General features: G+C 45.1%; 22 protein-coding genes and 3 pseudogenes. 13 read left to right on the plus strand and 12 right to left on the minus strand.

Going from position 1 to position 22,774, the window contains the following annotated elements; all coding sequences use genetic code 11:
- Positions 1 to 165: 165 nt before the first annotated feature.
- The 6 genes from NSU15_RS13310 to NSU15_RS13335 all read left to right on the plus strand — a co-directional run bounded on the left by NSU15_RS13310 (position 166) and on the right by NSU15_RS13335 (position 4,345).
- Positions 166 to 495: a PadR family transcriptional regulator gene (locus NSU15_RS13310; protein WP_042127142.1), complete on the plus strand. Its 330-nt coding sequence runs from the start codon at positions 166 to 168 to the stop codon at positions 493 to 495.
- On the plus strand, positions 488 to 841 hold the full coding sequence (locus tag NSU15_RS13315; protein ID WP_170880381.1) for a DUF1048 domain-containing protein: 354 nt from the start codon (positions 488 to 490) through the stop codon (positions 839 to 841). Before NSU15_RS13310 ends, NSU15_RS13315 begins: the two co-directional genes overlap by 8 nt.
- A 12-nt stretch (positions 842 to 853) precedes the next feature.
- The gene (locus tag NSU15_RS13320; RefSeq protein ID WP_042127144.1) at positions 854 to 1,798 is read left to right on the plus strand and encodes a daunorubicin resistance protein DrrA family ABC transporter ATP-binding protein; all 945 of its coding nucleotides are present in this window, start codon (positions 854 to 856) and stop codon (positions 1,796 to 1,798) included.
- Complete coding sequence (locus NSU15_RS13325) at positions 1,795 to 2,559, plus strand: ABC transporter permease (RefSeq protein WP_042127146.1); 765 nt, start codon at positions 1,795 to 1,797, stop codon at positions 2,557 to 2,559. The genes NSU15_RS13320 and NSU15_RS13325 overlap by 4 nt, the downstream gene beginning before the upstream one ends.
- Positions 2,560 to 2,795: 236 nt before the next feature.
- Complete coding sequence (locus NSU15_RS13330) at positions 2,796 to 4,043, plus strand: MFS transporter (protein WP_339291344.1); 1,248 nt, start codon at positions 2,796 to 2,798, stop codon at positions 4,041 to 4,043.
- Positions 4,044 to 4,159: 116 nt separating this feature from the next.
- Positions 4,160 to 4,345, plus strand: a complete 186-nt coding sequence (locus NSU15_RS13335; RefSeq protein WP_042127148.1) for a hypothetical protein — start codon at positions 4,160 to 4,162, stop codon at positions 4,343 to 4,345.
- Between the two features lie 23 nt (positions 4,346 to 4,368).
- Here the strand turns inward: NSU15_RS13335 and NSU15_RS13340 are convergent, their stop codons facing one another.
- Together NSU15_RS13340 and NSU15_RS13345 are read right to left on the minus strand one after the other, a co-directional pair.
- The gene (locus NSU15_RS13340) at positions 4,369 to 6,645 is read right to left on the minus strand and encodes a DEAD/DEAH box helicase (protein WP_042127149.1); all 2,277 of its coding nucleotides are present in this window, start codon (positions 6,643 to 6,645) and stop codon (positions 4,369 to 4,371) included.
- Positions 6,646 to 6,887: 242 nt separating this feature from the next.
- Positions 6,888 to 6,983: pseudogene (locus tag NSU15_RS13345) on the minus strand (sulfurtransferase); the annotation flags it as partial.
- Between the two features lie 294 nt (positions 6,984 to 7,277).
- Here NSU15_RS13345 and NSU15_RS13350 point away from each other — a divergent pair.
- Positions 7,278 to 8,288: a phosphotransferase gene (locus NSU15_RS13350; protein ID WP_339290791.1), complete on the plus strand. Its 1,011-nt coding sequence runs from the start codon at positions 7,278 to 7,280 to the stop codon at positions 8,286 to 8,288.
- Here NSU15_RS13350 and NSU15_RS13355 read toward each other — a convergent pair.
- A complete protein-coding gene (locus NSU15_RS13355; protein ID WP_339290793.1) occupies positions 8,283 to 9,671 on the minus strand; it encodes a deoxyribodipyrimidine photo-lyase in 1,389 nt (462 codons plus the stop codon). The two genes, NSU15_RS13350 and NSU15_RS13355, sit on opposite strands and share 6 nt — an antisense overlap.
- A 118-nt stretch (positions 9,672 to 9,789) precedes the next feature.
- Between NSU15_RS13355 and NSU15_RS13360 the strand changes: the two genes are divergently transcribed.
- Complete coding sequence (locus NSU15_RS13360; protein ID WP_156114792.1) at positions 9,790 to 9,936, plus strand: hypothetical protein; 147 nt, start codon at positions 9,790 to 9,792, stop codon at positions 9,934 to 9,936.
- On the opposite strand, the pseudogene NSU15_RS13365 reads toward NSU15_RS13360, so the two are convergent.
- Positions 9,933 to 10,022: pseudogene (locus tag NSU15_RS13365) on the minus strand (sulfurtransferase); the annotation flags it as partial. The gene NSU15_RS13360 and the pseudogene NSU15_RS13365 overlap by 4 nt on opposite strands.
- Positions 10,023 to 10,502: 480 nt before the next feature.
- On the opposite strand from NSU15_RS13365, the gene NSU15_RS13370 reads away from it, so the two are divergent.
- On the plus strand, positions 10,503 to 11,603 hold the full coding sequence (locus NSU15_RS13370) for an S-layer homology domain-containing protein (RefSeq protein WP_339290796.1): 1,101 nt from the start codon (positions 10,503 to 10,505) through the stop codon (positions 11,601 to 11,603).
- A gap of 710 nt (positions 11,604 to 12,313) precedes the next feature.
- Here the strand turns inward: NSU15_RS13370 and NSU15_RS13375 are convergent.
- From NSU15_RS13375 to NSU15_RS13395, 5 genes and pseudogenes are all read right to left on the minus strand, one after another.
- Positions 12,314 to 12,454, minus strand: a pseudogene (locus NSU15_RS13375) (sulfurtransferase); the annotation flags it as partial.
- A 34-nt stretch (positions 12,455 to 12,488) separates the two neighbouring features.
- Positions 12,489 to 13,577 carry a hypothetical protein gene (locus NSU15_RS13380; protein WP_042127156.1) on the minus strand — a complete coding sequence of 363 codons (1,089 nt, stop codon included), beginning with the start codon at positions 13,575 to 13,577 and terminating at the stop codon, positions 12,489 to 12,491.
- 61 nt (positions 13,578 to 13,638) lie between these two features.
- Entirely contained in the window at positions 13,639 to 15,042 is a 1,404-nt protein-coding gene (locus NSU15_RS13385) for a HAMP domain-containing sensor histidine kinase (protein ID WP_339290798.1), read from the minus strand.
- A 2-nt stretch (positions 15,043 to 15,044) separates the two neighbouring features.
- Positions 15,045 to 15,704 (minus strand): response regulator transcription factor, encoded by a 660-nt coding sequence (locus NSU15_RS13390; RefSeq protein ID WP_042127161.1) that lies wholly within the window; start codon positions 15,702 to 15,704, stop codon positions 15,045 to 15,047.
- 458 nt (positions 15,705 to 16,162) lie between these two features.
- Positions 16,163 to 16,420, minus strand: coding sequence for a hypothetical protein (locus NSU15_RS13395; protein ID WP_076118249.1), 258 nt, complete (start codon positions 16,418 to 16,420; stop codon positions 16,163 to 16,165).
- 679 nt (positions 16,421 to 17,099) lie between these two features.
- On the opposite strand from NSU15_RS13395, the gene NSU15_RS13400 reads away from it, so the two are divergent.
- Positions 17,100 to 17,783 (plus strand): hypothetical protein, encoded by a 684-nt coding sequence (locus tag NSU15_RS13400; RefSeq protein WP_339290801.1) that lies wholly within the window; start codon positions 17,100 to 17,102, stop codon positions 17,781 to 17,783.
- Positions 17,784 to 18,674: 891 nt separating this feature from the next.
- On the opposite strand, the gene NSU15_RS13405 is transcribed toward NSU15_RS13400, so the two are convergent.
- From NSU15_RS13405 to NSU15_RS13415, 3 genes are all read right to left on the minus strand, one after another.
- Positions 18,675 to 19,517, minus strand: coding sequence for a sulfurtransferase (locus NSU15_RS13405; RefSeq protein WP_339290803.1), 843 nt, complete (start codon positions 19,515 to 19,517; stop codon positions 18,675 to 18,677).
- A 99-nt stretch (positions 19,518 to 19,616) separates the two neighbouring features.
- Positions 19,617 to 19,988: a hypothetical protein gene (locus NSU15_RS13410; RefSeq protein WP_042127171.1), complete on the minus strand. Its 372-nt coding sequence runs from the start codon at positions 19,986 to 19,988 to the stop codon at positions 19,617 to 19,619.
- A 131-nt stretch (positions 19,989 to 20,119) separates the two neighbouring features.
- Positions 20,120 to 20,491 carry a hypothetical protein gene (locus tag NSU15_RS13415; protein WP_042127173.1) on the minus strand — a complete coding sequence of 124 codons (372 nt, stop codon included), beginning with the start codon at positions 20,489 to 20,491 and terminating at the stop codon, positions 20,120 to 20,122.
- A 197-nt stretch (positions 20,492 to 20,688) separates the two neighbouring features.
- Between NSU15_RS13415 and NSU15_RS13420 the strand changes: the two genes are divergently transcribed.
- Genes NSU15_RS13420 through NSU15_RS13430 form a run of 3 tightly spaced genes read left to right on the plus strand, consistent with a single transcriptional unit; the run spans position 20,689 to position 22,761 of the window.
- On the plus strand, positions 20,689 to 21,645 hold the full coding sequence (locus tag NSU15_RS13420) for an ABC transporter ATP-binding protein (RefSeq protein ID WP_339290807.1): 957 nt from the start codon (positions 20,689 to 20,691) through the stop codon (positions 21,643 to 21,645).
- Positions 21,638 to 22,384: an ABC transporter permease gene (locus tag NSU15_RS13425; RefSeq protein WP_076118260.1), complete on the plus strand. Its 747-nt coding sequence runs from the start codon at positions 21,638 to 21,640 to the stop codon at positions 22,382 to 22,384. Before NSU15_RS13420 ends, NSU15_RS13425 begins: the two co-directional genes overlap by 8 nt.
- A gap of 2 nt (positions 22,385 to 22,386) precedes the next feature.
- The gene (locus NSU15_RS13430; protein ID WP_339290809.1) at positions 22,387 to 22,761 is read left to right on the plus strand and encodes a GntR family transcriptional regulator; all 375 of its coding nucleotides are present in this window, start codon (positions 22,387 to 22,389) and stop codon (positions 22,759 to 22,761) included.
- Positions 22,762 to 22,774 lie beyond the last annotated feature (13 nt).

The following is a 22,774-nucleotide window of genomic DNA, read 5'->3' on the forward strand; positions in this document are numbered from 1 at the left end:
ATTGTTACTGACTTAAAGCGAATGCTTTCCACTCACACCAAATCCAGTCCCTGCTACTGTCGTATTTATTTTCAGCAATCCGCTTTTCCTCCTATTTACAATTCAGCTACTCGGTGATACTATATAGTGGTACTAAGCAATACAGAGTAGCATTGGAGGATTTAAATGGATAACCTAACAGAAATGCTGAAAGGAGTTTTGGAAGGCTGCGTACTTGAAATCATCAGCCGGAAAGAAACCTATGGATACGAAATCGTAAAAACGCTTAATGCACTCGGTTTCGAAGATGTTGTTGAAGGAACGGTATACACCATCTTGATACGGCTAGAAAAAAATAAACTCGTTGATACCGAGAAAAAACCGTCCGAAATAGGACCGCCAAGGAAATTTTATAGTCTGAATGAAGCTGGATTGCGTGAACTGTCCATGTTCTGGGAGAAATGGGGATATGTAACGACAAGACTTACACAACTTAAGGAGGATAGCCGTGTATAAGACCATATTAACTAAGTATAAAGATTTGCGTGATCAAAAAAGAGCGTATAAAGAGTGCGTAAAACGTTCAAAAGCGCTTCCTAACGACTACCGTGAAGTTTACAATATCGCATCGCAATACATGCTGAACTTTTCAACTTCCGATTCCAGCGTTATCAATCTGTTCCCCGAAATACTTGACATGTTTGAGTTGGGAGCTGCCGAAGGCAGAGATGTTCTAGAGATCGTAGGAAATGATGTTATGGCGTTTTGCGATGGTTTGCTCGAAGGCGTTGCTGCTCAGACTTGGACAGGGAAAATGCGAGCTAAAATGAATGAGTCCATTCATAAAAAACTAGGCAGATAGGAGGGAAATAGGATGACATCGAATAATTTGGCAATTGAAGTAATAGGCCTGAAGAAATCCTATAAGAAGGTGGAAGTGCTCCGAGGGGTGGACTTCACTGTGCAGAAAGGTTCAACCTTTGCACTTCTCGGGTCCAACGGTGCGGGTAAAACCACTATGATCAAAATTCTTTCCACTCTGCTCCAGCCAGACAACGGAATTGCGAAGATTAATGGAGACGACGTAACCAAGCAACCAGAGCAAGTACGTAAGGAAATTAGCCTGACAGGACAAAGCGTCACCGCAGATTATATCCTGACTGGCCGCGAGAACTTGCGAATGATGGCTAAACTCCGCCATTTGCCCGACCCTGATAAACAAGCCGAGGAGTTGTTGCGTCGCTTTGACTTGCTTGATGCTGCGGATCGCCGAATCTCCACTTATTCTGGAGGGATGTGTCGGCGCTTGGATTTGGCCATGAGCTTATTGGGTAACCCTTCGGTCATTTTTCTCGATGAACCAACCACCGGACTTGACCCGCAAGCCCGTCTTGCTATGTGGGATATGATCAAGGATCTAGCGAGATCGGGTGTTACTGTTTTTTTAACGACGCAGTATTTAGAGGAAGCCGACCATCTAGCCGATCAAATCGCGATCCTACACGAAGGTCATATCGTGGCAAGCGGCAGTCCGGCGGAACTTAAAAATAGATTGCCTAAGGGTCATATCGAGCTTCGATTTGACAATGAAACAACACTAAATCAAGCACAAGATCTGTTAAAGGAATTTAACGCGACCTCAGATTCGAACAATCTCACGCTCTCCGTCATTACAGACGGAAGTACGAGACAGATGATGCGACTGCTAACGAAAGCGGCGGAAGCTGACATAGAAATTGCTGAGTTTGCCCAGAAGCTGCCCTCGCTTGAGGATGTCTTTCTCGCGATCGTCACTAGCAAAAAGGAGGACTCCCGATGAAATTCATTCATTTTCTAAGCGATACTGCTGTCATGAGTGGGCGTGTCATTCGCCATTCCACACGTAGCATCGACACGATTATTACCGTCATCGCCATGCCGATCATGATCATGCTGCTCTTTGTTTACATCTTTGGCGGAGCGATGAACACTGGTGATGTAAGCTATATCAATTATATTGTGCCCGGAATATTGCTCTTTTGCATTGCCAGTGGCGTGGCTTATTCTTCACTTCGTATCAATAACGATCTCACGAAAGGCATTTTCGAGCGTTTCCACTCCATGCCGATTGCAAAAGCTTCTATTCTAGGCGGACATGTGGTTGCTTCATTAGTTTTTAACGTCATTTCATTGCTTGCCATTTTCCTTGTTGCCTTCGGAATGGGATTTCGGCCAAAAGCGGATGTGCTCGGTTGGGCATTAGCCATTGGTATTTTATTGCTTAGCGTACTTGCGTTTACTTGGATTGCCGTCACCTTCGGCTTGCTTGCTAAATCATTCGAAGGAGCAGGCGTATTTTCTTACATTTTGATGTTGCTTTTATTCGTTAGCTCTGCCTTTGCGCCGACCGACAGCATGCCTTCGGCTATCCGCTTATTCGCGGAATATCAGCCCATGACACCGCTTATCGAGAGCATTCGTTCTCTTTTACTTGGAGGAACGGCAGATAAAACTACGCTTGTGGCGGTATTATGGAGTTTAGCAATACTTGCGTTTTTCTGGGCTACGGCTATGCGAGTGTATAAACGGAGAATGAAATAGACGTAAAAAAGAGCCGGTGGCTTCTCGAAAGAGGGGGATACCGGCTCTTTGTGTGCACAGGCTATTTTTAAAGTGCTGGCTGAATGGTGGGGTGAATATTTCTGTGCTATTCTAGAAATGTGATTTATATAAAATTTTTGTACATAGAATTAGAAGTGCCGGATTTGGTAATTAATTTTAATAGGCGAATGGGGAATGAATGATATTTTTTTAAAATGGGGGAGTAAGTTATAGTGATACCAACCGAAGCACAAAACAAAAAACATTGGAAACGGGATATAATTATCTTTTTAAGTAGTCAGACATTTTCGTTATTCGGTTCTGCTTTAGTTCAATATGCTATTATGTGGTACGTTACGCTTACAACAAAATCAGGTATGATGATGACATTATTTATTATTTGTGGATTCATTCCTACCTTTTTATTATCACCGTTTGCAGGTGTATGGGCGGACCGTTTCAACCGGAAATATCTTATTATGATAGCAGATGCCATGATTGCCTTTGTTACACTGGTTTTAGCCATTACATTTTTGCTTGGTTATGATGAGATATGGTTGTTGTTCGCCATTGCTGCAGTTCGTGCGCTCGGAGCTGGGGTTCAATCGCCTGCGGTTGGGGCAATATTACCTCAAATTGTACCAGAGGATAAGCTGACGAAAGTAAATGGGATTAACGGAAGTCTTCAAGCACTAATGATGTTTGTTGCACCTATCGTTAGCGCGTCATTGCTTTCATTGGCAACCATTGAGGTCATTTTCTTTATCGATGTTATCACAGCAGCGATAGCGATCTTTACATTATTTTTCTTTTTGAAAATACCGTTGCATAAAAAAGCGACGGATAAACAAACGACAAGCTATTTGGACGATTTTAAACAGGGTTTAAGCTATATTAAAAACCATAGCTTTCTCAAAACCTTTTTCATTTTTTTCGCCTTTTTCTTTGTATTGATGGCACCGGCTGCATTTTTAACACCGCTACAAGTGACACGCAGCTTCGGAGATGATTATTGGCGATTAACAGCCATTGAAATTGCTTTTTCTATCGGTATGATGGCTGGCGGAGCAATTATTGCTTCATGGGGCGGATTTCGAAACAAAGTATATACGATGACTTTTGCTAGCTTAATTATGGGTGTATGCACGTTAGCTTTAGGTATTGTACCTGTTTTTTGGATCTACTTGGTTATGATGGCTATTTTCGGCGTAGCTATGCCCGTCTTTAATACACCGACAACCGTAATGCTACAAGAGAAGGTAGATCCGGATTACATGGGACGCATATTCGGAGTCTTTGGTATGATATCGACTTCCATGATGCCCATCGGAATGCTGATATTTGGTCCTCTTGCGGATGTAATTGAGATTGAGTGGCTTCTTGTTGGAACAGGATTGTTTATTGTGATATTGTCCGTTTTCTTCATTCGTAACAAGCGTTTGGTAGAAGCAGGGATGCCGATAATAAAGGAAACATCACAATAGCAGGATTTTGCTTAGAATTGTGAACTTGGGACCCATGTGTAGAGAAAAAAGAAGCTCTCCTGAAGTTCAAATGAACTTTGTGGAAGCTTCTCTTAATTTGAAAAAGGAGGTTGGTTATGACTTATTCACAGATCTGGAACAACTCAGGAAATGAAGCTGAAATCGTCTTTTTGGAACAGCAGATTGAGGCTGTCAAAAAAGAAATAAAACGAGCAAAAGCCGCAGAACAACAGGAGATATTGGATCAAGCGAATCGCAGGCTGGCTGAATTGGAAGCAAAGCTGGATGAGCTAGAGGAGTAGCGGCTAACTACCTCTTCGTTGCATCAATATTTTGACAGCTTGAATATCGGCCTCGCAACCGTGCGAAGCCAATAAGCAAATACGGTAGTTCCGGTCCATGAGGTTCGCTTATTCTGCAGGTATTGATCGTTGATAATATAAGTCCGGGTGGAAGCAGGGCTTTTCAGGCCGAACTTTTCCCACTCTGCCGGATCATTCGAACCTCCGAGCTTTTCAAGCATATTTTCCGACGCGATATCTATTTTAGAAGTAATTTGCTCGTAGGCTTCAGTGATTTGCGCATGAAATTCGTCGATTGGATTGCGGCTGGCAAGGCTCTCCAAGTGAATGCCTTCGCGAAGATAAGAAACGTATGCAAGATGGTCAGCCCAGAATTCGTCGATATAAAAAAGCCGTACCCTCTGCTCCGCTGGGCTCAACGGCTGCTCGCCTTTCAAAATTCGGAGCCGCTCCGCGTATAGAATTCGCCTCTGATCCTCCACCATATCCGAATAACAGTTCAGTTCCTTGTGGATATCGAAGTTTTGGCCCATAACAATACGCTGAGTACTTGTGATCTTGCTGCTGAGCCCCGTCTCTTCAAGAGCCTCATCCTGCCTGGGAGCGCGAACTGCTTTATGGATGCCGAAGCGAAGCAGTAACTCGTCCTCCAAGCTTACATAAAAAACGGAAGCTCCCGGGTCGCCTTGGCGACCGGAACGCCCGCGCAACTGGTCGTCGATCCGCACGCTTTCGTTCACATGGGTGGCAATTACGTACAACCCGCCCAGCTTGGCGATTACCTCTGCTTGCGCAGGGTCGCCGCCGCCGAGCCGGATGTCGACCCCGCGTCCCGCCATATTCGTAGACACAGTCACTGCACCGATTTCTCCCGCTTTGGCGATGATGTCGGCTTCTTCTGCGTCGTTTTTCGCATTTAGAACATGGCAAGATACGCCTGCAACCGCTAGCGCCTCGGCCAGCATGGCAGACTCCTCGACACTTGACGTACCAATGAGAATTGGACGTCCCGTCCTATGGACGGATGAGATTTCTTGTACAAGTGCCTTAAGCTTGGCATCTTTATGGGTGTAAATCCGGTGCAGATGGTCGATTCGAATGTTTGGCCGGTTCGGTGGAATTTGCAGCACCTGGAGCGCATAAATATCTTCGAAGTCCATTGCGGAAGCATGAGCGGTAGCCGTCATTCCGCAAATCTGCGGATACAGGCTAATGAAGTGTTGAATGGTGATCGTCCCGAGAATTTTCCCGCCGGCTATGGAGTACAGCCCTTCTTTTGCCGTAAGCGCGGCTTGCAGCCCGTCCGGCAAATACCGGTTCTCCGCCACCCGGCCGGTATACTCTTCGATCAGCTCGATTTTTCCGTCCCGGACGATGTAATCTATGTCTTTCTTTAATAACGATTCCGCATGCAGCGCGCAATTTAAAGAAGTCAGCAAATGACTGTTATGGCTATCGTATAAATTGCCGCATCCCAGCATCAATTCCGCATGCGCAGCGCCTGTTTCATTTAAGTAAACGTTCCGCTGGAACTCGTCGAAGTCGTAATGTTCATCTCTATTAAGCTGCCGAGCCACTTCTGCGAAACGAAAGCCGTCGCTCCTGGAAGAGGGCATATCTCCGCTGATGACCAGCGGCACCCGTGCTTCGTCGAGAAGCAGCGAATCCGCTTCGTCCACGATGACGTAGTGGAAAGGACGATGCACGGTATCGGCTTCGTTTAGTGCAATTGTATCGCGTAAGTAATCGAATCCCGCTTCTTTTGCCGTAACATAGGTTATATCCTTGGCGTATGCTTCCTGTTTCTCGGACAGGCTCATACCCGCTTGAACCGAGTTTACCGTTAATCCGAGGAAACGATAGATCGGGCCCATCCATTCCGCATCGCGCTTGGCTAAATAATCGTTAAAAGTCAGCACATGAATACCTTTGCCAGTCAGTGCATTTAGATATGCAGGCATAACAGCAGAAAGTGTTTTTCCTTCACCGGTATGCTGCTCGATCAAGAATCTCTCGTGCAGAGCGATGGCAGCCATGATCTGGACATCGTAAGGATTTAATCCAAGCTTTCTCTTCGCTGCCTCACATACTAACGCATAAGCAGCGATAAGCAGCTCATCCAAAGGTGTACCTGATTTTGCTTCTTTTTGTAGCCGGAGGGATTCCGCTTGAAGCTTCCCATCGTCCCATGCTTCCAAATTCCGTTTTCTGATGAGCTCCACTTTGTCCTGATAAACTTTCAGCTTATTCTGGGTATCGCGGTCTTTGAATTTTTGCATCAATTTGACGGCTATATTCATAGAAATCTGATCTCCCCTCGATAGCAATACGCTTAGTTTTGCACAATATTTGCGCTGATCAGTCGCTTAACAAGTTCCTGGATTCAATCTACCAAAATGTTCTATTAAAAGCAATTTTGGCAAATGAAAGAGACTATCAAAACGTAAATCGGTTGCTATCGGGTGGATACCTCTAGGTACTCTGTGATCTATTTTTTGCAAGTTTTTGAGGTATCTTACTCATCAACCAGTCCCGTATACTACTTCACATTCTTATATATGGCTTTTCCTAGCGCTAGCACATTAACATTATGGCAAGTACTTACACCTGAACCACAATATACGATAATCTCAACCTCCGGAATATGCTCTAGTCTGTAGGCATAACGCCAGCCTCAGGTTTACCAAGCGTAAACCGGTAACTCCACTATGCTCTGCTCCGGTTCATATAACCTTGCCGGCAGCCAGCGTTTGGAGCCGGTAGCTCCTATTCAATCCCATCCGTTGCACTGAGATTGAATAGCATCATTATAGAGGTAAAGTACAAGAGGTACATGCAGGCTCCTGAATCCGAGTTAGGGGATTTGACACACGCATAAGCTGCTTTTACAATTGCCTATGAGTTGATAGACAGATGAGAGGAGGCATACGATATGGAAGCTATAGTAAGTCAAGCCTGGCCGGAATGGAGCGGAACGCTGCGGAAGCGGAGCGGGGGGTGGAACAACACCACTTTTTTTGTGGAAAATAGCGGTAAATGTGCAGTCCTTCGCATATATGATACACATAAGGACAGAAACAAGATTGAATTCGAGCATGCTGTGCTTCAGCAACTTGGAACACGAGCTTTACCTTTCAAAGTACCTGTTCCTATTCTAACAACTACCGGTGAAACTATGATTCAGTTAGGGGAGAATGGTAAATTCGCTTGCTTGTTCCGATATATTGATGGAGAATCACCTGTGGAGGAAGAGGTTTCTTACCTAGAATCCTTTGGAGAGGTAACGGGTGTTTTATCTGAAGTGCTGTCAGCTATTGATCCCGGCCTTACTCCGGTGTACCGGCCATATTATGAATTGCGGTCGTCCTATCCGTTATGCAGTACAGAGGTCATCCGGGAACTGTGCCTGAGTCCGCCGGAACCTTTTAAGGATCTGGGGGCTGAGCTAGTGATGCTCTACAGAGCTTATAGAAATATTACAGGTTCGCTGACTGAACTGGAGGGACTGCCTCACCAACTGGTACATGGTGACTTGAATGCCTCTAATCTTTTGGTAAATATAAAAGACCCGGGGCAGGTATCCTCGCTGCTTGATTTTGAGTTCTGTACATATGATTTGCGGGTCATGGAGTTAGCGGTTATTCTATCCGGACTGCTTGGGCATGCGGAGGAGAAGAAGATGATTCGTGATTTCTGCCGGGGCTTCAGCCGTAGTATCCGCCTCACCCCAGCCGAAATTAACGCGATTCCAGTGTTGATGCTGCTGAGAAAAATCGATGTCTTTCTTCATTTTGTCACCCGTTATCTGGAGGGTACCGATGAATCCCGGGTACTTCATGAACAGACAAAACTGCTGTCCGTAGATTTAGTCCAGCTGTCTGCAGGAACAGCAGAAATTCTAGTAATATTGCAAGAAGAGCAGGGAAGCGCATGCAGGCTATAGCTCATTTCCGTGATTAGGATGAACCGCCGCTCCCTTGCTGTTCAGGATTTCTTTATACACCTCAATCGCCAGCGCCCGTGACTGCTTAAGATCAACGATGGCATATGGTCTAGGCAGATGGATAGCTTTATCGGACAAAACTGCCAGCTCCGGCAGCCAGGTGCGTATATAATCTCCGCTCGGGTCATGAGTCTGGGACTGGGTTACCGGATTCATGATCCTGAAGTAAGGGGAGGCATCGAATCCGAGCGAGGAGCTCCACAGCCAGCCGCCACGGTTCAGCGCATTATCATAATCGCCCAGCTTCAGCCTGAAGTAACGCTCTCCGTAAATAAATGGACAGCCCAGATTTTTGGTGAGAAACATTGCGGTAATCATTCGCAGCCGGTTCGGCATCCATCCGGTTGTGTTCAGTTGGGTCATGGCGGCATCGATTACAGGAATGCCAGTTCTGCCCGAAGACCAAGCCTCAAAGTATTTCGTACCTAGCATGCTCAAATCATACACCTTCTCATAGCTGAAGAAATTAGCATCGAGCCGGGCTTGATACAGATAGAAATCCCGCCAGGCCAGCTGTCGCAGCCATTCTTCCCCGCCGGTTTCTTCTTCCGCCAGCCGAGTATACACAGTACGTGCTGAAATGGTACCCGTATTGAGGTACCGGCTGATCTGGCTGGTGCCCTCCTGTGCATACCTGTCACGGTTCACGTGATAATCCCGTAAATGCAAGTCTATAAATTGCTCAAGAGTATCGTTTACATCCATCTTCTTTCTTGAAGGCACTAGCTTTTCAAACTGAAGTTTAATCTCCTCAGGAATCTTGAAATCTTCGGCAATCTTGTCGTCCAGTGTAGCCGTTGACAGATCAGCCAAGGTCGAAGAATAAGGCGGATGAAAGCGCTCTGCCAAGTAGCTGCGCCAGCGGCGGTAGAACGGTGTGAATACCTTGAAGGGCTCTCGACGCCCGCACCAATCCATGAAATCTTCCAGATCACAGAGCATGCTGTCGTGAAAAATTTTGAAACGGATGCCGAGTGCAGCCGATGTATCACGCAGGCTCATGTCTCTTTTTAATGCATAAGGGGTGTAATCGGCATGGACCATCAATTCCTGTATTGGGTAGGTTTCGCTCAGCCTCTTGACAATAATATCAGGCTCGCCATAAAGAATATGTAGCTGCTTGCCCTCAGTGGCGTATTCCTGCTGAAGTCTTGAGACCTGCGTCAGAAAGTTTACCCCGCTATGCTCAAGATAGCGTTGTTTTCGCAGTAGAAAAGGCTCCAAAATCAACAGATGAAGGCTGCGAGAGCCAGAAGAACGTATAGCCTCAAAGACCGGAAGATCGCTAGTCCGCAGATCCTTGCGGTGAATGTAGAGAATCATCAGAAGTATTTCCTTTCTGTAATCTGAGGGAATAACCGCCTGTCCATAATACGATAGATTTGAAGTTTTGGCGATGAGCTGTCTATAGTGAACCAATTGGAGTCAGGAGATTCGGTTCATGGGCAATGCATCCACCATGGAAATTGTAGCAGGAGCTGTTCGAGCAGGGACGGACCAGCAGGATATAACCCAAAATGCGCATATACACCATAACTTAAACACAAAAAGCCTGCGCCAAGCGCAGACTCTTCATGTTTATTCTTAACCAATGGCTATCGGATTCCTGATATACGAAATCCAATCACTCCAGCTTCCTGCGTACAGTCGAACTTTTTTGTACCCGGTCTTCTTGTCGGGGGTCTCATTCTGACCGTGACACATGTCGAGCCTTATAATCGGCTTCGAATCATTTGGGATTTTGCTGCAACTAATGGATGCTTCGGTACTAACGATGTTCAACCGCAGGCGGGGGAAGAAAGTTGTAAAAATCTGATCTAGTAAACTTCGTGCATAGTGAGCATGCAAGGCAAATGAAGCTTCGTTTTGGCAGGCACAATCTCTGATACCCGGCGTTTCGATGCATTTATATGAGCTAAGCAGACTGAACAATAAAGAGTACATGTTCGGGAAGGACTTGCTGCAAGCCAAGTTGAAGAGAAACCATTTATTTTCTAAAAAGATTAAGTGTATACTGATTTATCCTTTTAATGTAGATAAAATGAATTTTTTTATTGTTTAATTTTTTTCCTCTTTATTTAAACTTTTTTCTGGTATATTATGCAATTATGAATTAAGAGTCTAATAAGTCCAAAAAAGGGAGTGGTAGAAGAAATGAAGAAAATTGTAAGTACTGCGATCGCTTTAATCCTATGTTTAAACAGTTCTATTAGCCTTGCGCAAACGGCGGTGAAGACCTCTGCCGATTTTACTGACCTAAAGGATCTGGATGCTGCGACGAAAGCCAAATTCGATGCCATGATTTCGGCAGGTATATTTGACGGCGTAACCGATACGACATTCGGGATAAAAGATGAAATGAACCGTGCACAGTTTGCCAAGGTTGCCGCGTTGATCACGGGTCTTAAAGTCGAGACTTCGTTGAAGACGTCCAGTTTCTCAGATGTTAAAGCTGATGACGCCGCCAATGGATATGCACTACCTTACATAGAAGCACTTAAAAAATCCGGAATTACAGATGGCTATGGAGAAGGTATATTCGATCCGGCCGGCAAGGTGACAAAAGAACAATTAGCTACATTCTTGGTTAGAATGTTAGGAAAAGATACAGAGGCAAAAGCCCTAACAGGAACCGATGTAACGGTATCCAATTGGGCGCAAGGTTATGTCGCAGAGGCATTATTATTGAAATTGTTACCTGCAGGTACTAATGGAACTTTCGGTGGAAAAACGAATGCAACGCGCGATCTGCTCCTTACAGGAGCGTATGAAGCCAAACAACAGTATGTAGCGCTGACAACACCAACACCAACACCAACACCAACAGCAACACCAACACCAACACCAACACCAACACCAACACCAACACCAACACCAACACCAACACCAACACCAACACCAACACCAACACCAACACCAACACCAACACCAACACCAACACCAACACCAACACCAACACCAACACCAACACCAACACCAACACCAGAACCAACACCAACACCAGAACCAACACAAGAACCAACAGCAACACCGACGACTGAACCAACACAAGGACCAACACAAGAGCCAACACAAGGACCAACACAAGAGCCAACAGAAGAACCAACACAAGAGCCAACACAAGAACCAACACAAGAACCAACAGAAGAACCAACACAAGAGCCAACACAAGAACCAACACAAGAACCAACACAAGAACCAATACTAGCGCCTGAACCGACGTTTAACATCGATGCCGTTGTGTTCGGACAATGAGCTATTACCGAATTGTCCTATCTCTTGATCGGGATACACCGAAAGGTCTAAACGAAGCAATGATGCCCTAAATAAATTTATCTATATCTTGTCCGTTTGGATTTTTAGATTTTAAAATCTTATTTTATGTATAGGTTTGTTGCCGCCATCCTTTGGCGGCTTTTTTGTACCCATTTTGAGAGGGGTGATTCATAAGCCAAAGACAATAACAACAGACAAACGTCTGACTTTCGCTGCGATCACCATGCAAATTATTAAGAATGATAACCGACATAAATTGAAGTTAGCTCTTTGTTGATTGAGTGAATTTATTAAAAAATCATGGATTTTGTAATGGGTTCAAACATTTAGGGGCACCTTTAAATCTCATAATACAAAAAGGGGACTTTGCTAAGAATCTGAAAGTTTTGTACCTCTTACCTCAGATCTGAATTAGAAGTCGAAGTGCATGAATACCCATCGAAAGGGGAGAAAGAGCCTCGCCTTTTCAGCTTACATCGACATGCGGTAACAAGCCGTACGACTCCTACTCGTCCGTCTTAGGGATCGGCAAAGTCTAAGTCACTCGTACATCTGGCCGAGTAACAGTAGCTATACTTTCGACGATGTAGAATCCTGAGCTATTGGAAATATTCCCATTACACTGTACTAATCCAACAAAGGTACAATCCCAGCACGAAGAGCCCGTGCAGGACGCGGGCTCTTCGTATTTAGTCTTTCCCAGTAGCCACTGGGTTCTCCTCATACGAAATCCAGTCACTCCAACTACCCGCGTACAACTTCACATTCCTAAACCCAGCTTTTCCGAGCGCGAGCACATTCGGGCAGGCACTTACACCTGAACCATGGTACCCCCCCCTTACGAGATGAACTGCTAGAATAATCCTATTTGGCAGCTTCTGCTTCTTCATAGATGAGGCACCGAAGAGTCTGATCTGGGTAGCGTAACTCTGCAGTATAACTGCTGCCGTCTTCGAGCAACATTTTGACCGCTACCATGCCGCGCTTATTATTTACGTCAGTGTCTGTCAGGGAAGCCATGGCGATTTTTCGGGTTTCACCTTGTCTGTCTGTAATTATTTTTGTAGCCTCGTTAATCCAGGTGGCATCCTTTTGGACAGCGATGGCAGCTTCATCACTAATCGGGGTTCTTTTCAGAGTGAAATTAGCGGCAGTCGTATCCACTACCGTCCGGGTAGGATAATCAACGATTACGGTATATTGCCAGAATTCCTTACCCTGTGCTCTTAAGGTGTCAGCTTTATAAGGAGCGAATGTAATCATCCAGGATTTTCTACTAAACAATAATATTTCGTTTAAATTGGCGTATACTTCCAGTTTGGAGACGTCAGCACCAAATAGCTTCTTTACACTTGTAGTGGCAAGGGCGACGGCATCGGTCTGACTCAAATCTTTGGAATCCAGCGGAGTTACAATGTTCCGTTTGGACATGGCATAGTCCATCCGGTAGTACCAGTCAGTAGTTTCTAAGAGTTCCTCGTCAGTCAATGTTCGATTTGGATAAACGATCCTGTTTTTGTCCAAGTCCCAATAATGCTCTGCTTGTCCCGGCTTTAGCGGAAGTGGCTGTTTGGGACGGAGACCGTCATACAAATACTGGTCTTGCAATATCAGCCTCCGGTTCATTTCATCCTCGGTCATCGGCCTGCTCTCGGTGATCTCATTATCAGTCTTGTCCGCAAAATCATAAATTTGCTGCAATTCTTCTTGAGTCATCAACTGCTGCAGCTCTTTGTTCAGGTCGGATAACGTAGTTTTTGCTTTTTCTGCTTCCACTTTTAGTACGGATGCCTTGCTGCTAGTCAAGGTTGGATTGCCCGGGGCTTGTACTGCAGAAATGCTCTTGGCGACTGTGGTATTCACAAATCCTGGGACAATCATTGCGCTTACCGCCAGCACGCTTCCTGAGACCAAGAGTACAGCGAGTGTAGCGGAAATCTTGTTGTTCTTCATTTAACTTAACCTCCATTGGGATCGGATGATGATGAATCTTCCTAACCTTAATCCAAGGATGTTATGGAGTAGGAGGGCAGTTGTTATAGAGTTGTAAAAAGAGTCTGATGCTAGTTCCCTCGCCGAGGACAGAGTTTAAGGACAGTCTAGCATTATGCGCTTCAGCAATTTGCCGACATAGGGATAATCCTAGGCCTGCGCCGCCATATTCACGTGAACGAGCCTGATCTCCCCGGTAGAACGGTTCAAACACACGTTTAGCCATCTCTGTTGTGATTCCGGTTCCCGTATCACGGATTTCTAGCACAGCTTCTCCATCCAGCTCATAGGCCAGCATGTGGATTTCGCTGCCTTGCTTGGAGGCGTGAATCGCATTCTCAACCAGATTTACCAATAATGAAGCAAGTAAATCGGGATCTCCCCAGACATTTGAAATCGTATGTTGGATATGAAATCTTATGCCAGCATCCGTCAATTTTGGGTGCTCCGTCTGTTGGATAGCTTGAAATAGTTCTGAAATATCCACCTGCTGAAGTGCCAACGGTTGATGTCGGAGGACAGATAAATCCAGCAACTTGAAGGCCAGATTTTTGAGACGAAGGGTTTCACTAAGAATATAGCCACCCGCAGTTTGCTGTTCTTCCTGTCCAATATTGGCCGTGGTCAGAAACTCGGCGAACCCCTGCATGCTGGTCAGAGGCGTACGCAACTCGTGAGCCAAATTATCCACCATCCTTTGTTTCTCTTCAGCCATGTCCGAGAGTTCGGTAACCCTCTGCTCCACGGCCTCCGCCATCCGGTTGAAGTTCAGGGCCAGCTCACCAAATTCATCTTTGCTGCGAAGCTGCACCCGTTTCGTATAGTCGCCTTCGGCGATCGTTTTACTGGTCTCTGACAGGAGCTTTAGCGGTTTGCTTAGATGCCGGATTAGAAGATAAAGAAGCAGCAGCAGAACGGGGCCTACGATCCAATTAATCATTATAAAAAAGCGGTTCAGTTCCTGTTGCTTGTTGAAGAGCTCGCTGATATCACGCTGATAGACAAGCAGCAAATGCTGGTAAGGAGCAGGAAGCTGAGTGGAGAGCTGAATAGAGCGTTCGTCTGAGGATTCAGGCTGAGCGCCTTTTCCAAAAATAGATTTCCCGAACTGTCCTTTTTGGGGAGGGTAAATGATTCGGTCATTCTCCCATAGCTGCAAATAGATTCCCTGCTTACGGTAGTAATCGCCATAGGACTCAGAGACGCTGACTAGTAGAATAGGGGTCAATGCTGTTCCCCGCGCTTGGATAGAATTAAGGTTCTCATAAATATTGTTGGCGATTAACAATTGTTCACTGGATGCTCTCTGCATTTCACTGTCCATGTTTAGCTGCCAGCTTTTTTTCATCACCATAATGACACTTACATCCAGAGCGGCAATAAAGAGAGCGAGTACCGACAGCAGAATCTTATGCCAGAATCTCATGATCAGCTCTGAACTTCCAGGCGGTAGCCTAGCTTGAAAATGGTTTTGATCCGTTCTTCCCAACCCAACTTTTTACGTAGCTGACGGATGTGGACATCCACGGTGCGGGTGTCGCCTTCAAAATCATAGCCCCATGCCAATTCCAGCAGCTTTTCTCTCGACAATGCAATATTCCGGTTACGAATTAATACCTCAAGCAGCTCGAATTCCCTAACGGTCAAATCAACCGGTGTCTGATCTACTAAAACTTGCCGTTCCAGGTAACGCACCTCAACATTATCGCAAATGAAGCTGGATGTGCCTTTTTCACCCCTGCGCAGGACTACATTGATTCTTGCCAGCAATTCAAGGATTTCAAAAGGTTTAATGATATAATCATCCGCGCCCAGCTCGAAGCCTTTAATGCGGTCAGCCAAAGAATTCTTGGCGGTGATCAAAATCACTGGAACCTGCATATGTGCAATCCGTTGCATCACCTCAAAACCATCCAGCTCCGGAAGCATAACATCCAGCAGAATCAAATCTGTCTTTTCACGTTCCAGAATTTCGAAAACCTCCGCTCCACGGTAAGCCTTGCTATATGTATGACCAACCAGCTTGAGATTCATTGTAATTAAATCATTGATCGCTCGTTCATCTTCTACTACCAATATATTTGCCATTTCGTATTTCTCCTCCTAGTACCTTGCTAACTAAGTGCCACTTCCGTTATACACTATATACAACTAGAGGAAGGATTGTCCAGAAGGCTGGTAGTTTCATCAGGCGATAATACCTACTAGAATAGATAAGTATGTGCTGAACTGTAACCTTAACAGTACAAACTACTGTTGATTTCGAACCCATCTGAGAAACTCCAGTGTAAGGTATAGGGCCAACTCCAGTGCCGGCAGCACATTCGGGCAGTCGTGACGCACAGGAGCTGGCTCTGTACTCCAATGGTTTACTTGGCACAGACAATGTTAGCGTCATAGAGCGATATCCTCAGGTTGCTGGATTATACGAACATTTGGATTTTAGAGCGTTTGCTTCGGAGGCCGGCGGCGAACGGATTGTACGTAAAAAGCTGCCCAAAATTCCCGGGCAGCCTCTCATATTCTTACGCGTACGTCCTCTGAGATCAAGCCGTTTGCGCCGCATGTTTGCGAGCTGTTACAGCGTCTTCTTTTTCCGTGGATCCGTTGTCCTGACGCTTAACTGCTTCCTCATCTCGTACCCCATTCAATTCATGTTCGTTCTGATGAAATTCCTTGAGTATGTTCTGGTAAATATGAGCCTCTTGAAGGTTCAGTCCGTCGCGATTTTCTTTCAAAACCCAGTTCTCGACCGTTTTCTTCAAGATTTCGCTCTTCCGTTCCAGCAGTTCTGTATAACTCAATTTACTTCATCCTTTCCGATTCATGGTTTCAAACGCCAGATGGACTTTGTTTACTTGGCATTTCGTGCATTTAACATCACATCCGACGTAACGTTTACCATTATACAGAAAACCCTGGTCGAACCCAACGCGGACCAACCGTCCTCAGATAGGGTGAGCACTACTCAGAATGGAACGGGAGTCCTCAGCGGTCCATTTCGCAGAAGTGCGGCCGGATACTCCAGTATGCTGACAGTTGCTTCTCTTACATATAATCGTTTAATCAGATATCATGCACGTGCTTTTAACTCTAATCTTCCTCGAGAGCAACCGTAATCCCCATTCGAAACCCGAAACCCAATCACTTAACTTACTGCATACCGTTGTATATCCGTATATCCGGCCTTCTCCAGTCTCCTCCAGCGATAATACCCTCGGGCGGCCAGCTGATGAAAATGAAAAGTAAACCCGAAGGTGGATAAGATGAAATATGCGATATGAAAATGTATGAATAGTGAAATTATTAATTGTTTTGAATGATCCTGCCGAATTCTTATTGTGCATTCTATGGATAATGTGGCACACTATGTATATATAAAACCAAACGAGGCAAAGAATGCCCCGTCTCCTTTCCTTTTGGAATAGAGGCGGGGTTTTGTATGATTAGAAACATATTTCGTTGCAGAGCGAGGGATAAGTAATGGGTTTCGAGAGGGAGCATAATGAATGGTTATGTAATCATCTTAGACAAAGGAAGGGAGAGCGGCTCGATGCACTTAAACGCGGTCATGGTTACGGAAACCGCTTGTTTGTCGAGAGGGTGTGGTGGCCTCTAGCCGGACATTTTCAAGGATTGCACCCAGAATATGAAGTTAAGGACTGGCGCGGCAGATCTTATTTTGTGGATATTTTGTGGGAGATCGGAGCCTCGCGTATTGCATTTGAGATCATGGACTATGGCTCACATGGAACGGATCGTAGCAAATACCGGATGGACTTGAACCGCGGGCTTTTTCTACAGTCTCAAGACTGCACGGTGCTCTATATTTCGCTGGATGAGCTAAAAGAAAATCCATCCTTTATTCTCTCCGCGCTGCGGAACATTCTCTTTTCTTATTTGTTAGCAGACAAGTCTGCGAAGACAACGACTGAAAGAGCCTATTCCAGAATCGAGCGCGATCTGATGCGGGCAGCCATTCGGCACCATCGTGTCCTTCGCCCGGCTGATGCCGCAAGAGAGCTGGAATTGCACACGATGACGATCATTAAATACTGCCGTCAGCTGGTGGATAAAGGTAAATTTCGCCCGGTGGCAAGAGGTTCATCTCAGCGGATCATTTACTATGAATATATTGGTACGCTACAAAGTCCGGAATTGGTTTGAAGATGAAGGCCATCGTGAGAATGTGAATGGAAAACCGAACACAATGTCCAGCCTGCAGGTAAACGAGCCAAATGTATGCGAATAACCGAACACAAAGTGCCGACGGTAGGTAAACGAACCAAATGTATGCGAAAAACCGAACACAATGTGCAGCTGGCAAGCTGAACGAGCCAAATGTATGCGAAAAATCGAATACAATGTGCCGCCGGCAAGCTGAACGAGCCAAATGTATGCGAAAAACCGAACACAAAGTGCCGAAGGTAGGTAAACGAGCCAAATGTATGCGAAAAACCGAACACACAGTGCCGACGGTAGGTAAACGAGCCAAATGTATGCGAAAAACCGAATACAATGTGCTAGCGGTACCATAAACGAGCCAAAGGTATGCGAAAAACGGAATACAATGTGTCGGTGGCAGGTAAACGAGCCAAATGTATGCGAAAAACCGAACACAATGTGCCGCCGGTAACATACATGAGCCACATGTATGCGAAAAACCGAATACAATGTGCCGACGGTAGGTAAACGAGCCAAATGTATGCGAAAAACCGAACACAAAGTGCCGACGGTAGGTAAACGAACCAAATGTATGCGAAAAACCGAACACAATGTGCCGCCAGTAGGTAAACGAACCAAATGTATGCGAAAAACCGAACACAAAGTGCCGGCGGTAGGTAAATGAGCCAAATGTATGCGAAAAACCGAACACAATGTGCCGCCGGCAAGCTGAACGAGCCAAATGTATGCGAAAAATCGAATACAATGTGCCACCAGTACCATAAACGAGCCAAATATTCGTGAAAAACCGAACACAATATATTTCCAGAGTATGGTAAATCAGGCCTCTACTCTCCAGGGAATCACAAGAATCTGCGCCGCAGATTCTTTATTCTATTCTTCTCCAGTAGCCACTGGGTTCTCCTCATACGAAATCCAGTCGCTCCAACTTCCTGCATACAATTTCACATTCCTATACCCAGCTTTTCCGAGCGCGAGCACATTCGGGCAGGCACTTACACCTGAACCGCAGTACACGATAATCTCTTGCTCAGGATCAATACCCTCATAATGCTTTTTCAGCACCTCGGTTGATTTCCAGCGTCCTTGCTCATCAAGAACATCTTTCCAGAACTTATTGATCGCCCCAGGAATATGACCTGCCTTCGGATCAATAGGTTCTTCAAGCCCTTGATAACGACGAGCTTCACGGGAGTCGATTAACATTGCGCCACCGTCACCGTGTTTAACCACATTCTGCACATCTTCCATACTAACAAGCATGTCCTTCTGAACATCTGCTTCATACTGGCTCGGAATACGAACCGCTTGATGATCACTGACGGGGAAGGATGCTTTTTTCCAAGCAGAGTAGCCTTCATCCATTACAAACACACGTTCATGCCCCAAATATTTAAGCATCCACCACAGACGGGAAGCGTAGGCACCGCCTTGATCATCATAAGCTACAACAATACTTTCTCTGTTAATGCCAACCTTGCTAAGAACGGTGGTTAGCTTCGAGATTTCTGGTAGGGGGTGGCGTCCACCGTGTGCGCCTACTGGAGCGGAGAGTTGTTCTTCTAGATGCAAATAGATTGCGCCGGGAATATGATCTTCCGTATAGGCTTTACGCCCAGCTTCCGGATCCGTAAGTAAAAAACGACAATCGACTATAACCAGTTCAGGTTCGTATAACCGAGCAAGCAGCCATCGGGTAGAAACAATTGGTTCCATAAAGTTACCTTCTTTCTATTAATATGTATGGAGTCATTATAGCGGAAAATAATTGAGGACGCATCTTAAGCTTATAGCTTAAACTGCATCCTCAAGTGATTAGATCAAACGATATCCTGAAGGCAAGCTACCAGTTCGTTGTATGGCGCGAACCTGCGCCGGAGTCAGCCGCTGATTGCTTGAAATGAGCGATTCGACATCTCCTCTACGGAGAAAGTCATCCAGTTCGCGAATGCTGCGGTTACCACGCAGAATTACGAAATTGTCACGGAAGCGAGAACGATCGAACAGCACAAGCGTAGCGTTCGGATTCGTGGAGAAAAAGCGTAAGCTTTCTATTCCAGTAAGGACTGCATCAATATCTGCAATGCCCAGGTTTCCGCGATAGGTTCTGCGGAGCCCACGAAAGTTCTCCTCACTATATACTCTTAATCTGGGATAGACTATAGACGCTGCTTTTATGGTTACCATTTTTTATCTCTCTTTGTTGGATTGACTTAGCAGGTAAATCCACTAACTATATGACCTCAGAAGATAACTTGGGAAAAAGGAGTAACCTGGGCTCTAGCTCCAGATTGCTCCTTTCTTGTTGAATGGAAATGTTAGATCAAGCGATATCCCGAAGGCAAGTTACCGCTGCTGCGGATATTGCGGATTTGCTCGAGTGTTAATCTTTGATTGCTTGAAATAATGGATTCCACATCATTGCCGGAAATGAAGTCGTCCAAATCACGAATACTGCGGTTTCCACGGAGCACGCGGAAGTTTCCTCTAAACCGAGTTCTAGTGAACAATACCAACGTTGCATTGCTGCTAGTAGAGAAGAATCGAAGACTCTCGATACCATCTAAAATGTTGTCCGTATTACGAATGCCAAGGTTCCCGGTAAAAATAGTGCTGCTCCCTCTAAAGTTTTCTTCATCGTACACGGTCAAGCGCGGGAAAGTCTGAGATACATGAACTTCTTTTTTCATTTGTCATTCCTCCTTTGCTATCTAATCTATGTTCATTTCAATTTTTGGTTTGGCAGATAGTCTAATAGAAAGCCCTTCTTTTTGGAAATTCATAATTTTGGGCTTTACATCAACATTGCATTAGTGTACTATTCAACTATAACACCGACACAATAAAATGAAATCATCATAATAAAAAGATGGCAGGGAGGATTATTATGAATCCAGGGAGTAACGAACAGATGCAAGATTCAATCGTGCTGCAAATGAACGGGGTAAGCAAGATCATAAAAGGGAAATCCATTGTGGATAAGCTGACATTTGATATCCGTAAGGGAGAAATAGTCGGGCTACTGGGTCCAAATGGTGCGGGTAAAACAACGACGATTCGGATGATGACGGGATTAATACGGATGAGTGAAGGTGATGTGATCGTTCAAGGTCACAGTGTAAAGAGTGATTTTAACAAAGCCATTGGCCACATTGGAGCGATTATTGAAAATCCAGAGTTCTATCCGTATATGACAGGGCTTGATAATCTAAAGCAATACCAGAGAATGACAGATAATATTGACACTGGTAGAATCGTAGAGGTTGTGGAATTGGTAGGGCTACAGGAAGCAATGAATAAGAAAGTGAAGGCCTATTCGCTGGGTATGCGTCAACGTCTTGGGATTGCTCAGGCGTTACTGAACCGACCAAAGTTATTGATTCTAGATGAACCTACGAACGGTCTTGATCCAGCAGGCATACGAGAAATGCGTGATTATATGCGTAGGATTGCTGAGGTTGAAGGGATTTCGATTCTAATATCCAGCCACTTACTGACTGAAATTGAACAAATTTGTCACCGAGCCATCGTGATTCAGAACGGCAAGCTGGTGACCGTTACAGCGATTGGTGGGGAGCAGGAAGCTACAGCAGAAGTGAAGCTAACGATTCGCGTAGCCTCTGTTGAATCAGCAATAATTCTCTTGGGAAGGTTAGAATACGCAGATCTATTAACTATGGATAGTGTTCGTTCTGAGGTGACGATAAGTCTGCATGACAGTAGAGTACCGGAGCTAGTGTCTGCTTTTAGTGATAAAGGGGTAGGCATTTTCCGAATTACAGAGAATAAACAAAGCTTAGAGGAAGATTTCTTGAAATGGACTGGAGGGAACCGAATTGCGTAGTTTTAATCATTTGGTGGTTAATGAATGGCTCAAGCTCTCGAAGAAACGTACGTTTTTCGTACCCTTTTTAATATTAATCTTATTGTCCCTACTTTTAGGTTACATTGTACATTCCGTGTCACCCGACATGTTCGGATCAGCGTATGAGTTCTCATCCGCAATGTTGCTTTCTCAAGGGATTGGGCAAGTTATAACCATTCTCGCAATCATCGGAACAGCGGGTGTTGTCTCAAAAGAATATAGTCAGGGCACTATCAAATTTCTTCTAATCCGTGCGAGAAGCCGTACAGCAATACTTGCATCCAAATATGTTGTTGTGCTGATTTACGCGTTCTCAGTGGCACTTGTCGGTATGCTGGCGGTTTTTGCAGCAGGTGCTTTATGGTTTGGCTTTAGTGGTGGTGAGGCTGGTATTCGTGAGATGCTAACCAGTTTAATGTATAACTCTGTAAGTACAGTTGTATATTCAACCCTTGCTTTTATGATTGGAATATTGACGACTTCAACGGGCGTAACCATCGGGGTTACAATGTTTATGCTGATGATAGATAAATTGATCATTTTCCGTGAGTTCTATAAATATGTATTATTCCCGAACCTGAATTTAGCTGCTTATGAAGGTGGAGGAGCACCTATGCCTGGAATGACGCTGACCTTTTCCATTGTAATGCTAGTCTTATACTCAGTTGTCTTTCTACTTATAGGCTTTTCCGTCTTTAGACGAAGGGATGTTGCTTAAATATGACAATCGAATTCGATAACAACCTGCCGATTTATATCCAGATCATGAATTACATCAAAGGTGAAATCGTCACAGGCAAGCTGAAGCCAGGAGATAAAATTCTCTCGGTCCGTGAACTTGCCAGTGAGTTACAAATTAATCCGAATACGGTACAAAGAACCTTTCAGGAACTGGAGCGTGAAGAAATCGTGGAGACCCGGCGTGGAATGGGAAGATACGTCACTAGTAATGAAGGAACTATTTTGACCATCAAAAAAGAAATGGCAAAAGATGTGCTGGATCGTTTCATTCGTGGTATGCAGGATCTTGGTTTTCAAGGTGAAGATATTTTAGCGGCAGTAGCGGAGAGTATCCGAGACAAGGATGAAGAATAGGGGGATAAGCAAG

The organism is Paenibacillus sp. FSL E2-0201 (assembly GCF_037963325.1).
Taxonomy (GTDB): domain Bacteria; phylum Bacillota; class Bacilli; order Paenibacillales; family Paenibacillaceae; genus Paenibacillus_AQ.

Coding starts and splice junctions, on each gene's coding strand:
- NSU15_RS13310 (WP_042127142.1), top strand. CDS start 166: ATGGATAACCTAACAGAAATGCTGAAAGGAGTTTTGGAAGGCTGCGTA.
- NSU15_RS13320 (WP_042127144.1), top strand. CDS start 854: ATGACATCGAATAATTTGGCAATTGAAGTAATAGGCCTGAAGAAATCC.
- NSU15_RS13325 (WP_042127146.1), top strand. CDS start 1,795: ATGAAATTCATTCATTTTCTAAGCGATACTGCTGTCATGAGTGGGCGT.
- NSU15_RS13335 (WP_042127148.1), top strand. CDS start 4,160: ATGACTTATTCACAGATCTGGAACAACTCAGGAAATGAAGCTGAAATC.
- NSU15_RS13340 (WP_042127149.1), bottom strand. CDS start 6,645: ATGAATATAGCCGTCAAATTGATGCAAAAATTCAAAGACCGCGATACC.
- NSU15_RS13350 (WP_339290791.1), top strand. CDS start 7,278: ATGGAAGCTATAGTAAGTCAAGCCTGGCCGGAATGGAGCGGAACGCTG.
- NSU15_RS13355 (WP_339290793.1), bottom strand. CDS start 9,671: ATGATTCTCTACATTCACCGCAAGGATCTGCGGACTAGCGATCTTCCG.
- NSU15_RS13360 (WP_156114792.1), top strand. CDS start 9,790: ATGGGCAATGCATCCACCATGGAAATTGTAGCAGGAGCTGTTCGAGCA.
- NSU15_RS13370 (WP_339290796.1), top strand. CDS start 10,503: ATGAAGAAAATTGTAAGTACTGCGATCGCTTTAATCCTATGTTTAAAC.
- NSU15_RS13380 (WP_042127156.1), bottom strand. CDS start 13,577: ATGAAGAACAACAAGATTTCCGCTACACTCGCTGTACTCTTGGTCTCA.
- NSU15_RS13385 (WP_339290798.1), bottom strand. CDS start 15,042: ATGAGATTCTGGCATAAGATTCTGCTGTCGGTACTCGCTCTCTTTATT.
- NSU15_RS13390 (WP_042127161.1), bottom strand. CDS start 15,704: ATGGCAAATATATTGGTAGTAGAAGATGAACGAGCGATCAATGATTTA.
- NSU15_RS13400 (WP_339290801.1), top strand. CDS start 17,100: ATGGGTTTCGAGAGGGAGCATAATGAATGGTTATGTAATCATCTTAGA.
- NSU15_RS13405 (WP_339290803.1), bottom strand. CDS start 19,517: ATGGAACCAATTGTTTCTACCCGATGGCTGCTTGCTCGGTTATACGAA.
- NSU15_RS13410 (WP_042127171.1), bottom strand. CDS start 19,988: ATGGTAACCATAAAAGCAGCGTCTATAGTCTATCCCAGATTAAGAGTA.
- NSU15_RS13415 (WP_042127173.1), bottom strand. CDS start 20,491: ATGAAAAAAGAAGTTCATGTATCTCAGACTTTCCCGCGCTTGACCGTG.
- NSU15_RS13420 (WP_339290807.1), top strand. CDS start 20,689: ATGAATCCAGGGAGTAACGAACAGATGCAAGATTCAATCGTGCTGCAA.
- NSU15_RS13430 (WP_339290809.1), top strand. CDS start 22,387: ATGACAATCGAATTCGATAACAACCTGCCGATTTATATCCAGATCATG.